This is a genomic window from Streptomyces sp. NPDC052225, from assembly GCF_040679615.1.
GTDB lineage: Bacteria > Actinomycetota > Actinomycetes > Streptomycetales > Streptomycetaceae > Streptomyces.
Map to the genome: position 1 here is coordinate 39,411 of NZ_JBFAVD010000009.1, position 12,737 is coordinate 52,147.

Here is a 12,737-nt window from a genome sequence, read left to right on the forward strand (position 1 = left end):
GAGGGCACCGACAGTCGAACTCCCGGGAAAACAGCGGGGCCCGGCCCTCCCGAAGGAAGGCCGGGCCCGTGCGGGTGCTCGGGGACCTACAGGCCCGCGGCCTTCCGCAGCGCGTCCACGCGGTCGGTCCGCTCCCACGTGAAGTCGGGCAGCGCGCGCCCGAAGTGGCCGTAGGCGGCCGTCTGGGAGTAGATCGGGCGGAGCAGGTCGAGGTCGCGGATGATCGCGGCCGGTCGGAGGTCGAAGACCTCGGAGATCGCGGCCTCGATCTTGTCGGTGTCGACCGTGTTCGTGCCGAAGGTCTCGACGAACAGACCCACCGGCTCGGCCTTGCCGATCGCGTACGCGACCTGGACCTCGCAGCGCGCGGCGAGACCCGCGGCCACGACGTTCTTGGCGACCCAGCGCATGGCGTAGGCGGCCGAGCGGTCGACCTTCGACGGGTCCTTGCCCGAGAAGGCGCCGCCGCCGTGGCGGGCGTAGCCGCCGTACGTGTCGATGATGATCTTGCGGCCGGTGAGGCCGGCGTCGCCCATCGGGCCGCCGATCTCGAAGCGCCCGGTCGGGTTCACCAGCAGGCGGTAGCCGTCGGTCTCCAGCTTGATGCCGTCGTCGAGGAGCGCCTTGAGCTCCGGCTCGACGACGAACTCGCGGATGTCGGGGGCGAGGAGGGAGTCCAGGTCGATGTCGCTCGCGTGCTGCGACGAGACGACGACGGTGTCGAGACGGACGGCCTTGTCGCCGTCGTACTCGATGGTGACCTGGGTCTTGCCGTCGGGACGGAGGTAAGGGATCGTGCCGTTCTTGCGGACCTCGGACAGGCGGCGCGACAGGCGGTGCGCGAGGTGGATCGGGAGCGGCATCAGCTCCGGCGTCTCGTCGCACGCGTAGCCGAACATCAGGCCCTGGTCGCCCGCGCCCTGCTTGTCGAGCTCGTCGTCATCGCCCTCGACGCGCTTCTCGTACGCGGTGTCGACGCCCTGCGCGATGTCGGGCGACTGCGAGCCGATGGAGACCGAGACGCCGCAGGACGCGCCGTCGAAGCCCTTCTTCGACGAGTCGTAACCGATCTCGAGGATCTTGTCGCGCACGAGCTGCGCGATCGGCGCGTACGCCTTGGTGGTGACCTCGCCGGCCACGTGCACGAGGCCCGTGGTGATCAGCGTCTCGACGGCCACGCGGGACGTGGGGTCCTCGCGGAGCAGGGCATCGAGAATGGTGTCGCTGATCTGGTCAGCGATCTTGTCGGGGTGACCCTCGGTCACGGACTCCGAGGTGAACAGGCGACGGGACACAACGCTCCCTGTGGTTGCAGCGGCTGCTGGCTGATCATTGACGGACGGTACGGGGGCTGCGCCCGACGACATCCGGGAACAGTTTATCGGTCGTGCTCGGCCGCCGGACCACGCGTCTCGCTGGTTGGGAGCGCTGTGACCTGCGACACCGCATTCTGCGATACGACCATCGGCTTCCGGAAGAGTACCGGGCGCCCGGAATTCCCGTGTTTTTGGGGTTTCGGGGCGCCCGAAGGGGCGAATGTGGATTTTCACCCGAGCCGCAGAACCTCGTCCCAGATCCGGTCGGCGAGTACGTCCTTCGGTCCGTACGGCACGGGGGTCTCGCTGCCGTCGGCGCCGAGGATCACGGCCTCGTTCTCCTCGGAGCCGAAGGTCTTGCGCTCCCCGACCTCGTTGACGACGAGCAGGTCACAGCCCTTGCGCGCGAGCTTGGCGCGGCCGTTGGCGAGGACGTCGTCGGTCTCCGCGGCGAAGCCGACGACGACCTGGCCGGGGCGCGGCCGGTCGCCGGAGATCTCGGCGAGGATGTCCGGGTTGCGCACCAGCGCGATCGGCGCCGGCTCCTGGCCGTCCTTCTTCTTGATCTTCCCGGCGGCGTACGTCTCGGGGCGGAAGTCGGCGACCGCCGCGGCCATGACGACGGCGTCGGCGTCGGCGGCGGCCTTGAGTACGGCCTCGCGCAGCTGCATAGCCGTCCCCACGTGGACGACGTCGACGCCCGCCGGGTCGGGCAGGGCGGCGTTCGCGGAGAGCAGCGTGACGCGGGCGCCGCGCGCCGCGGCGGTACGGGCCAGGGCGTAGCCCTGCTTGCCGGAGGAGCGGTTGCCGAGGAAGCGGACCGGGTCGAGGGGTTCGCGGGTGCCGCCGGCGCTGACGACGACGTGCTTGCCGACGAGGTCCGTCTCGCCGCCGCCCGCGAGGACCCGGCGTACGTAGTCGAAGATCTCGACCGGGTCGGGGAAGCGGCCCTTGCCGGTGTCGACGCCGGTCAGCCGGCCGACGGCCGGCTCGATGACGAGGGCGCCGCGGCGGCGCAGCGTGGCGACGTTCTCCTGGGTGGCCGGGTGCTCCCACATCTCGGTGTGCATGGCGGGCGCGAAGACGACCGGACACCGGGCGGTGAGCAGGGTGTTGGTCAGGAGGTCGTCGGCGAGACCGTGGGCGGCCTTGGCGAGCATGTCCGCCGTGGCCGGGGCGACGACGACGATGTCGGCGTGCTGGCCGATGCGCACGTGCGGCACCTCGTGGACGGAGTCCCAGACCTCCGTGGAGACCGGGTTGCCGGACAGTGCGGACCAGGTCGCGGCGCCGACGAAGTGCAGCGCCGAGTCGGTGGGGACGACGCGGACGTCGTGACCGGACTCCGTCAGCCTGCGCAGCAGTTCGCACGCCTTGTAGGCGGCGATCCCACCACTGACTCCCAGTACGACCTTCGGCTTCGACGGCACCGGCTCTCCCCTGATTCGACTGCGTACGACTCCATGACACACCACAGGCCCGGCAGTCGCGCTGCCGGGCCTGTGATGACGTAGAAAACTGCGAGACGACGGGTGTTACTGCGCCGGGCCCTCGATGGCCTCGGACGTCAGCAGACCCGCGTTGATCTCGCGGAGCGCGATCGAGAGCGGCTTCTCGTGGACGTGGGTGTCCACCAGCGGGCCGACGTACTCGAGCAGGCCCTCACCGAGCTGCGAGTAGTACGCGTTGATCTGACGCGCGCGCTTGGCGGCGTAGATGACCAGGCTGTACTTCGAGTCGGTGGCCTCAAGCAGCTCATCAATCGGCGGGTTGATGATGCCCTCGGGCGCGGTGATGGAAGAGGACACGCTCTGCCTTCCGATGGGGATCGGGACCGGAGAGGCCCCGACAGGGGTAAAGATCAAAGAACTTTCATCAAGGCTAGCAGCTCACGCGCCACGTCCTCGACGGAGGTGTTGACCAGGGTCGTGTCGAACTCGGACTCGGCCGCCAGCTCCACCTTCGCGGCCTCGAGCCGGCGCTCGATGACCTCCGGTGCCTCGGTGCCGCGCCCGGTGAGCCGGCGGACCAGCTCGTCCCAGCTCGGCGGGGCGAGGAAGACCAGCTGCGCCTCGGGCATCGACTCCCGGACCAGGCGGGCGCCCTGGAGGTCGATCTCGAGGAGCACCGGCTCACCCGCTTCGAGGCGGTCGAGCACGGCACGCCGCGGGGTGCCGTAGCGGTTCCCCGCGAACTCGGCCCACTCGAGGAGCTCACCGTTGGCGATCAGCTTGTCCATCTCGTCGTCGGTGACGAAGAAGTACTGGACACCGTGCTTCTCGCCGGGGCGCGGCTTGCGAGTCGTCGCCGACACCGAGAGCCATACCTCGGGGTGTTCCTTGCGCATATGAGCGACGACCGTGCTCTTGCCGACTCCAGAGGGGCCGGAGAGCACGGTCAGCCGCGGACGTTCACTCATGCAGCGATTATTCCAGTTGTTCCGGAGTGCCCGGACCAGTCTCGCGACCGGCCGCGGTCACTCAGGCGCCGGTGCTGCCGAACTCGCGCTCCAGGGAGGCGATCTGGTTGGAACCGAGACCGCGCACCCGGCGGGATTCGGAGATCCCGAGACGCTCCATGATCTGCTTGGCGCGGACCTTGCCCACGCCCGGCAGGGACTCGAGCAGGGCGGAGACCTTCATCTTGCCGATGACATCGTTCTCCTGGCCCTGCTTGATGACCTCGTGAAGGGAGGCGCCGGAGTGCTTGAGTCGATTCTTGACCTCGGCCCGCTCCCGGCGAGCCGCGGCGGCCTTTTCGAGCGCGGCTGCGCGCTGTTCAGGGGTAAGGGGCGGAAGAGCCACGCCTACGTCACCTCGGATGTCGAACTGTCGGATACGGACCGGTGAGGAACCTAGTCGCCCCACACCTGGGGAGCAACGAGCAACGCGATTGCCCGCGCTGGCCCTTCGCTCTCGTCGGAGACTAGCGGCCAAGGCCGTCTGAGTCAGCGAGAACAGAGGAAAAGTCCTGGTCAGCCTCTGTCGAGCTATACATTTCGGACAAATCGACCGGTAAATCGGTCAGGATTCGGACGCCTGGCCAAAGGTCGGCACGGAGTGCCACCCCCGCGCCGACCTCATGTCACCCCCGAAGTCCGCTCAGCGGACCCCCGCGACCGCTTCCCGCACCTCGTCGGCGAACCGGACGGCGGCGTCGCGCAGGGCGTCCACCGAGGGACCCGCCTTGAGGACGCCACGGCTCACGTTCGGTACGACGTTGCGCGCGGCGGCGCCGAACACCGTCGGGAGATCGGCGGCCGTCGCACCCTGTGCCCCGATGCCGGGCGCGAGCAGCGGACCGTTGATGTCGAGCTCGTACGAGGACAGGTCCCCGAGCGTGGCACCCACGACGGCGCCGAAGGAGCCCATCGGGGTCTGGCCTGCGTTCTCCTCGGCGAGGTGCGCGAGCATCGTCGCGCCGACGTCGCGGCCGTCGGCGCGCACCGCGTGCTGGACCTCGCCGCCCTCGGGGTTGGAGGTGAGGGCGAGCACGAAGAGGCCCGCGCCCGACTCGCGCGCGAGATCGACGGCGGGCTTCAGCGACCCGTAGCCGAGGTACGGGGAGACCGTCAGGGCGTCCGAGAACAGCGGGGAGTCCTTGTGCAGGAAGGTCTCCGCGTACGCGGCCATGGTCGAGCCGATGTCGCCGCGCTTGGCGTCCATGACGACGAGGGTGCCCGCGGCGCGCAGGTCCGCGACGGCCTTCTCCAGGACGGCGATGCCGCGCGAGCCGAACCGCTCGAAGAACGCGATCTGCGGCTTGACCACGGCGACCGTGTCGGCCAGCGCCTCGACGGTCGTGCGCGTGAAGGACTCCAGGCCCGCGATGTCGTCGTTCAGGCCCCAGGAGGAGAGCAGGGCGGCGTGCGGGTCGATGCCGACGCAGAGCGGGCCGCGCTCGTCCATGACACGGCGCAGGCGGGCACCGAAGGGTTCGAGGACGGTCATGCGGACACCTTCTTCACATCGGCGCCGACCGCGTCGGCGAGGGTGGCGTACGGGCTCGTACGGAGGCGGGCGGCGAGGCCCTTGTGGATCGCGCGGGCGTAGCACGGGCCCTCGTAGATGAAGGCCGAGTAGCCCTGGATGAGGGTCGCGCCGGCGAGGATGCGCTGCCAGGCGTCCTCGGCGTTCTCGATGCCGCCGACACCCACGAGGGTGATCCGGTCGCCCACGCGCGCGTAGAGGCGCCTGAGGACCTCCAGGGAGCGTTCCTTGAGGGGAGCCCCGGACAGGCCGCCCGTCTCGTTCACGACGTCGCCCCGGGTCGTCAGGCCCTCGCGGGAGATCGTCGTGTTCGTGGCGATGATGCCGTCCAGGCCCAGCTCGACGGCGAGGTCGGCGACCGCGTCGACGTCCTCGTCGGCCAGGTCGGGCGCGATCTTCACCAGGAGCGGGACGCGGCGGGAGCGCACGGTGCGGTCGGCGGCCTCACGCACGGCGGTCAGGAGCGGGCGCAGCGCCTCCGTGGCCTGGAGGTTGCGCAGGCCAGGGGTGTTCGGGGACGACACGTTCACGACGAGGTAGTCGGCGAAGGCGGCGAGGCGCTCGGTGGACTTCACGTAGTCCGCGGCGGCGTCCGCCTCCGGCACGACCTTGGTCTTGCCGATGTTGACGCCGACCGTGGTCCTGAAGACGGGGTTGCGGGAGGCCAGCCGGGCCGCGACGGCCAGCGAGCCCTCGTTGTTGAAGCCCATGCGGTTGATGAGCGCGCGGTCCGGGACGAGGCGGAACAGGCGCTTCTTGGGGTTGCCCGGCTGGGCCTCGCCCGTGACGGTGCCGATCTCGATGTGGTCGAAGCCGAGCATGGCCATGCCGTCGATCGCGATGGCGTTCTTGTCGAAGCCGGCGGCGAGGCCGAAGGGACCGTGCATACGGAGACCGAGGGCTTCGGTACGCAGCTCCTTGTAGCGCGGCGCGAGAGCGGCCGCCACGAAGGTGCGCAGGACGGGGGTGCGGGCCGCGAGGCGGATCCAGCGGAAGGCCAGGTAGTGGGCCTTCTCGGGGTCCATGCGCTTGAAGACGAGGTTGAAGAACAGCTTGTACATGGTGGGTGCCCTCTTGATGAGCCTCATGAAGAGGGGGACACCGTTTCCGATGTCCCCCTCGTGGGTTGCTAGTCGCGGGCCGCGGTCAGGTGTTCCGCGTGTTCCTGCAGTGAACGCACGCCCACGTCACCGTGGTTGAGGGCGTCGATGCCCTGGACGGCGGCCGCGAGGGCCTGGACCGTGGTCAGGCAGGGCACGGAGCGGGCGACCGCCGCCGTGCGGATCTCGTAGCCGTCGAGACGGCCGCCGGTGCCGTACGGGGTGTTGACGATGAGGTCGACGCCGCCGTCGTGGATCAGCTGGACGATCGTCTTCTCGCCGTTGGGCCCCTCGCCCTCGGACTGCTTGCGCACGATGGTGGCGTTGATGCCGTTGCGCTTGAGCACCTCGGCCGTGCCGGACGTGGCGAGCAGCTCGAAGCCGTGGGCGACCAGCTCGCGCGCCGGGAAGATCATCGAGCGCTTGTCGCGGTTGGCGACGGAGATGAACGCGCGGCCCTTGGTGGGCAGCGGCCCGTAGGCACCCGCCTGCGACTTGGCGTACGCCGTGCCGAAGACGGAGTCGATGCCCATGACCTCGCCGGTGGAGCGCATCTCCGGGCCGAGGACCGTGTCGACGCCGCGGCCGTGGATGTCGCGGAAGCGCGACCACGGCATGACGGCCTCCTTGACGGAGATCGGCGCGTCCAGCGGCAGGGTGCCGCCGTCGCCGGTCTTCGGGAGCAGGCCCTCGGCGCGCAGCTCGGCGACGGTGGCGCCCAGCGAGATGCGGGCGGCGGCCTTCGCGAGCGGCACCGCGGTCGCCTTCGAGGTGAAGGGGACGGTGCGCGAGGCGCGCGGGTTGGCCTCCAGGACGTAGAGGATGTCACCCGCCATCGCGAACTGGATGTTGATCAGGCCGCGGACGCCGACGCCCTTGGCGATGGCCTCGGTGGAGGCGCGCAGCCGCTTGATGTCGAAGCCGCCGAGCGTGATCGGGGGCAGGGCGCACGCCGAGTCGCCGGAGTGGATGCCGGCCTCCTCGATGTGCTCCATGACGCCGCCGAGGTAGAGCTCCTCGCCGTCGTACAGGGCGTCCACGTCGATCTCGATCGCGTCGTCCAGGAAGCGGTCGACGAGGACCGGGCGGGACGGGCTGATCTCGGTGGACTCCTCGATGTACGAGGACAGGCGGGTCTCGTCGTAGACGATCTCCATGCCGCGGCCGCCGAGCACGTAGGACGGGCGGACGAGGACCGGGTAGCCGATCTCGTCGGCGATCGCCTTCGCTTCCGCGAACGTGGTGGCGGTGCCGTGCTTCGGGGCCGGGAGGCCGGCCTCGGCGAGGACGCGGCCGAAGGCGCCGCGGTCCTCGGCGGCGTGGATCGCCTCGGGCGGGGTGCCCACGACCGGGACGCCGTTGTCCTTGAGCGCCTGCGCCAGGCCCAGCGGGGTCTGCCCGCCGAGCTGGACGACGACACCGGCGATCGGGCCCGCGAGGGACTCGGCGTGCACGATCTCCAGGACGTCTTCCAGCGTCAGCGGCTCGAAGTAGAGGCGGTCGGACGTGTCGTAGTCCGTGGAGACCGTCTCCGGGTTGCAGTTGACCATCACGGTCTCGTAGCCCGCGTCGCTGAGCGCGAAGGAAGCGTGGACGCAGGAGTAGTCGAACTCGATGCCCTGGCCGATGCGGTTCGGGCCCGAGCCCAGGATGATCACCGCGGGCTTGGTCCGGGAAGCGACCTCGGTCTCCTCGTCGTACGAGGAGTAGAAGTACGGCGTCTTGGCGGCGAACTCGGCGGCGCAGGTGTCGACCGTCTTGTAGACCGGGCGGACACCGAGGGCGTGCCGGACCTCGCGCACGACGTCCTCGCGCAGACCGCGGATCTCGGCGATCTGCTGGTCGGAGAAGCCGTGGCGCTTGGCCTCCGCGATCAGCTCGCGCGTCAGCTCGGGGGCCTGCGCGAGCTCGTCGGCGGTCTCCTTGATCAGGAAGAGCTGGTCCACGAACCACGGGTCGATCTTCGTGTAGTCGAAGATCTCCTGCGGCGTGGCACCGGCCCGGATCGCCTCCATGACGGTGTTGATCCGGCCGTCGGTCGGGCGGACCGAGGCCTCCAGGAGTTCCTTCTTGTCGCCGGTCTCGCCGACGAAGGTGAACTGCGAGCCCTTCTTCTCCAGGGAGCGCAGCGCCTTCTGGAACGCCTCGGTGAAGTTGCGGCCGATCGCCATGGCCTCGCCGACCGACTTCATGGTCGTGGTCAGCGTGGAGTCCGCGGACGGGAACTTCTCGAACGCGAAGCGCGGGGCCTTCACGACCACGTAGTCGAGCGTCGGCTCGAAGGAGGCCGGCGTCTTCTCGGTGATGTCGTTCGGGATCTCGTCGAGCGTGTAGCCGACGGCCAGCTTCGCGGCGATCTTCGCGATCGGGAAGCCGGTGGCCTTCGACGCGAGGGCCGAGGAGCGCGACACGCGCGGGTTCATCTCGATGACGATGATGCGGCCGTCATCGGGGTTGATCGCGAACTGGATGTTGCAGCCGCCGGTGTCGACACCGACCTCGCGGATGATCGCGATGCCGATGTCGCGCAGCCGCTGGTACTCGCGGTCGGTCAGCGTCATCGAGGGCGCGACGGTGATCGAGTCGCCGGTGTGCACGCCCATCGGGTCGAAGTTCTCGATGGAGCAGACGACCACGACGTTGTCGGCCTTGTCGCGCATCAGCTCCAGCTCGTACTCCTTCCAGCCGAGGATGGACTCCTCAAGGAGCACCTCGGTGGTCGGGGAGAGCGTCAGGCCCTGACCGGCGATGCGGCGCAGCTCCTCCTCGTCGTGCGCGAAGCCGGAACCGGCGCCGCCCATGGTGAAGGAGGGGCGGACGACGACGGGGTAACCGCCGAGCGTGTCGACGCCCTTGAGCACGTCGTCCATGGAGTGGCAGATGACCGAGCGGGCGGACTCGCCGTGCCCGATCTTCTTGCGGACCTCCTCCACGACGCCCTTGAAGAGGTCGCGGTCCTCGCCCTTGTTGATCGCCTCGACGTTGGCGCCGATGAGCTCGACGCCGTACTTCTCGAGGACGCCCTGCTCGTGCATGGAGATGGCCGTGTTGAGGGCCGTCTGACCACCGAGGGTCGGGAGCAGCGCGTCGGGGCGCTCCTTCGCGATGATCTTCTCGACGAACTCGGGGGTGATCGGCTCCACGTACGTGGCGTCGGCGATCTCGGGGTCGGTCATGATCGTCGCCGGGTTGGAGTTCACGAGGATGACCCGCAGGCCCTCGGACTTCAGGACCCGGCACGCCTGGGTGCCGGAGTAGTCGAACTCGGCGGCCTGGCCGATGACGATCGGGCCCGAGCCGATGACCAGGACGGACTGGATATCGGAGCGCTTAGGCACGCTGGCCCTCCATCAGGGAGACGAAACGGTCGAACAGGTAGGCGGCGTCGTGCGGACCTGCCGCCGCCTCCGGGTGGTACTGGACGGAGAAGGCCGGCTGGTCGAGCAGCTGGAGGCCTTCGACGACCTGGTCGTTCAGGCAGACGTGGGAGACCTCGGCGCGGCCGAAGGGGGTCTCGCTCACCTTGTCGAGGGGCGCGTCGACGGCGAAGCCGTGGTTGTGCGCGGTGACCTCGACCTTGCCGGTGGTGCGGTCCTGCACCGGCTGGTTGATGCCGCGGTGGCCGTACTTCAGCTTGTACGTGCCGAAGCCGAGGGCGCGGCCGAGGATCTGGTTGCCGAAGCAGATGCCGAACAGCGGCGTCCTGCGCGCCAGGACGGCGGTCATCAGCGCGACCGGGCCCTCGGCGGTGGCCGGGTCGCCCGGGCCGTTGGAGAAGAAGACGCCGTCGGGGTTGACGGCGTAGACGTCGTCCTCGGTCGCCGTCGCGGGGAGCACGTGCACCTCGATGCCGCGCTCGGCCATGCGGTGCGGGGTCATGCCCTTGATGCCGAGGTCGATCGCGGCGACGGTGAACTTCTTGGTGCCGACCGCGGGGACGACGTAGGCCTCCTTGGTGGCGACCTCCTCGTACAGCGACGCGCCCTTCATCTGCGGCTGCGCCTGGACCTTGGCGACCAGGTCGGCCTCCGAGGGCAGCGTCTCGCCGGAGAAGATGCCGGAGCGCATGGAGCCGCGCTCGCGCAGGTGGCGGGTGAGCGCGCGGGTGTCGATGCCGCTGATGCCCACGATGTTCTGGGCGACCAGCTCGTCGTCGAGCGAACGCTCGGCGCGCCAGTTCGAGGGGATGCGGGCGGGGTCGCGCACGACGTAGCCGGAGACCCAGATGCGGCTCGACTCGTCGTCCTCGTCGTTCCAGCCCGTGTTGCCGATCTGCGGGGCGGTGGCGACCACGATCTGGCGGTCGTACGACGGGTCGGTGAGGGTCTCCTGGTAGCCGGTCATGCCGGTGGAGAACACGGCCTCGCCGAAGGTCTCCCCCACGGCCCCGTAGGCGCGGCCGCGGAACACCCGGCCGTCCTCCAGGACGAGAACGGCGGGAACCTTCGTGGCTCCCCTGGTGGAGGTGGTCATCGTGCGGTGCCTTCCGTCGTGATGGTCGTGTTGATCATGTCGTTGATGGCGGTGACCCAGTCGGCCTGCTCGGCGGCGTGGTCGGAGCGGAACCCGGAGTCGATCAGCTTGTCCCCGTGCTCCCAGGTGACGATCAGCAGACCGCCCTCCGTGAGGACCTTGCCGGCGATGCCCTTGTCGAGCCGGGCCTCGCGCACCGCGGCCAGCGGGATGAAGAAGTCGGCCGCTGCGGGGCGTACGACGTCGAGTCCCGCGTCCGTCAGCGTCAGCTCGACGCGGCTGCGGGTACCGAGGCCGTGCGCCACGATGCGGTCGAGCCACTGCCCCGCGGTGGTGGAGCCGTGGTACCGGCCGCTCAGCTCAAGTTTCGCCGGGCCGCGCTCGTCCGGCGCGCTGGGCAGCGGCGGCAGGTCGCCCTGGAGCGTGCCGCGCCACTTCCAGCCCTGACGCATCAGCCAGTAGACGAGGGCGATGAAGAGCAGCAGTCCGACGATCCAGCCGATCCGGTCGGGCCAGTCCGTCACGTCCGCCGACTTCTGTTCGGCGGCGAGGTACAGCAGTGAGGTCACGCGAGCTTCCCGTCGGCGAGGGTGGCCTTGCCCCGCAGCCAGGTGTGGGTGACGCGCCCCGGCAGCTCACGGCCCTCGTACGGGGTGTTGCGGCTGCGGGAGGCGAAGCCCGCGGGGTCAACGGCTCCACGGTAGTCGGCGTCGACGAGGACGAGGTTGGCAGGCTCACCTACCGAGATGGGGCGTCCATGGCCCTTGGCCTGGCCGATCGCGGCGGGCTTGAAGGACATCCGGTCGGCGACGCCGGCCCAGTCGAGCAGGCCCGTCTCGACCATCGTCTGCTGGACCACGCTGAGCGCGGTCTCCAGGCCCACCATGCCCATGGCGGCGGCGGCCCACTCGCAGTCCTTGTCCTCGTGCGGGTGCGGGGCGTGGTCGGTGGCGACGATGTCGATCGTGCCGTCGGCGAGCGCCTCGCGCAGCGCCATGACGTCCTTCTCGGTGCGCAGCGGCGGGTTCACCTTGTAGACCGGGTTGTACGAGCGGACCAGCTCGTCGGTGAGGAGCAGGTGGTGCGGGGTGACCTCGGCGGTGACGTCGATGCCGCGGGACTTGGCCCAGCGCACGATCTCCACCGACCCGGCGGTCGACAGGTGGCAGATGTGGACCCGCGAGCCCACGTGCTCGGCGAGCAGCACGTCGCGGGCGATGATCGACTCCTCGGCGACGGCCGGCCAGCCGCCCAGGCCCAGCTCGGCGGAGACGGTCCCCTCGTTCATCTGGGCGCCCTCGGTGAGGCGGGGCTCCTGAGCGTGCTGCGCGACCACACCACCAAAAGCCTTCACGTACTCCAGCGCGCGGCGCATGATCACGGCGTCGTGGACGCACTTGCCGTCGTCGGAGAAGACCGTGACACCGGCGGCGGACTCGTGCATGGCGCCGAGCTCGGCGAGCTTCTGCCCTTCGAGGCCGACGGTGACGGCGCCGATGGGCTGCACGTCGCAGTAGCCGTGCTCCTGACCGAGCCGGTAGACCTGCTCGACGACGCCGGCGGTGTCGGCGACGGGGAAGGTGTTGGCCATGGCGAACACGTTGGTGTAGCCACCGGAGGCGGCGGCCTGCGTGCCGGTGAGGACGGTCTCGGAGTCCTCGCGGCCGGGCTCGCGCAGGTGGGTGTGGAGGTCGACCAGGCCCGGCAGGAGGATCTTGCCCGTGGCCTCGACGACGACGCGGATGCCGTCGCTCCACAGCTGGGGCCCGATCTCGGTGATGACGCCGCCGTCGATCACCACGTCCTGCGACTCGCCGCCCAGGACCTTCGCTCCACGGATCAGCGTCTTCTTCAGCTCG

Annotated in this window: 11 protein-coding genes; all 11 read right to left on the reverse strand. The window is 69.8% G+C overall.

Annotated features, from left to right (window positions below; translation table 11 throughout):
• Positions 1-86 precede the first annotated feature (86 nt).
• A complete protein-coding gene (metK, locus tag AB0L37_RS15670) occupies positions 87-1,295 on the reverse strand; it encodes a methionine adenosyltransferase (RefSeq protein ID WP_365504740.1) in 1,209 nt (402 codons plus the stop codon).
• A 251-nt stretch (positions 1,296-1,546) separates the two neighbouring features.
• A complete protein-coding gene (gene coaBC, locus AB0L37_RS15675; RefSeq protein ID WP_365504742.1) occupies positions 1,547-2,746 on the reverse strand; it encodes a bifunctional phosphopantothenoylcysteine decarboxylase/phosphopantothenate--cysteine ligase CoaBC in 1,200 nt (399 codons plus the stop codon).
• 105 nt (positions 2,747-2,851) lie between these two features.
• Positions 2,852-3,124, reverse strand: coding sequence for a DNA-directed RNA polymerase subunit omega (gene rpoZ, locus AB0L37_RS15680; RefSeq protein WP_005319902.1), 273 nt, complete (start codon positions 3,122-3,124; stop codon positions 2,852-2,854).
• A gap of 53 nt (positions 3,125-3,177) precedes the next feature.
• The gene (gmk, locus tag AB0L37_RS15685) at positions 3,178-3,735 is read right to left on the reverse strand and encodes a guanylate kinase (RefSeq protein WP_365504744.1); all 558 of its coding nucleotides are present in this window, start codon (positions 3,733-3,735) and stop codon (positions 3,178-3,180) included.
• Positions 3,736-3,796: 61 nt separating this feature from the next.
• Positions 3,797-4,120 (reverse strand): integration host factor, encoded by a 324-nt coding sequence (locus AB0L37_RS15690; protein WP_026246651.1) that lies wholly within the window; start codon positions 4,118-4,120, stop codon positions 3,797-3,799.
• Positions 4,121-4,417: 297 nt separating this feature from the next.
• Entirely contained in the window at positions 4,418-5,266 is an 849-nt protein-coding gene (gene pyrF / locus AB0L37_RS15695) for an orotidine-5'-phosphate decarboxylase (RefSeq protein WP_365504746.1), read from the reverse strand.
• Entirely contained in the window at positions 5,263-6,366 is a 1,104-nt protein-coding gene (locus AB0L37_RS15700) for a quinone-dependent dihydroorotate dehydrogenase (protein WP_365505085.1), read from the reverse strand. The genes pyrF and AB0L37_RS15700 overlap by 4 nt, the downstream gene beginning before the upstream one ends.
• Positions 6,367-6,434: 68 nt before the next feature.
• Positions 6,435-9,743: a carbamoyl-phosphate synthase large subunit gene (gene carB, locus AB0L37_RS15705; protein ID WP_365504748.1), complete on the reverse strand. Its 3,309-nt coding sequence runs from the start codon at positions 9,741-9,743 to the stop codon at positions 6,435-6,437.
• Complete coding sequence (gene carA / locus AB0L37_RS15710; protein WP_365504750.1) at positions 9,736-10,878, reverse strand: glutamine-hydrolyzing carbamoyl-phosphate synthase small subunit; 1,143 nt, start codon at positions 10,876-10,878, stop codon at positions 9,736-9,738. Before carA ends, carB begins: the two co-directional genes overlap by 8 nt.
• Positions 10,875-11,447: a hypothetical protein gene (locus AB0L37_RS15715; protein WP_365504752.1), complete on the reverse strand. Its 573-nt coding sequence runs from the start codon at positions 11,445-11,447 to the stop codon at positions 10,875-10,877. Before AB0L37_RS15715 ends, carA begins: the two co-directional genes overlap by 4 nt.
• Positions 11,444-12,733 carry a dihydroorotase gene (locus tag AB0L37_RS15720; RefSeq protein WP_365505087.1) on the reverse strand — a complete coding sequence of 430 codons (1,290 nt, stop codon included), beginning with the start codon at positions 12,731-12,733 and terminating at the stop codon, positions 11,444-11,446. The genes AB0L37_RS15715 and AB0L37_RS15720 overlap by 4 nt, the downstream gene beginning before the upstream one ends.
• Positions 12,734-12,737 lie beyond the last annotated feature (4 nt).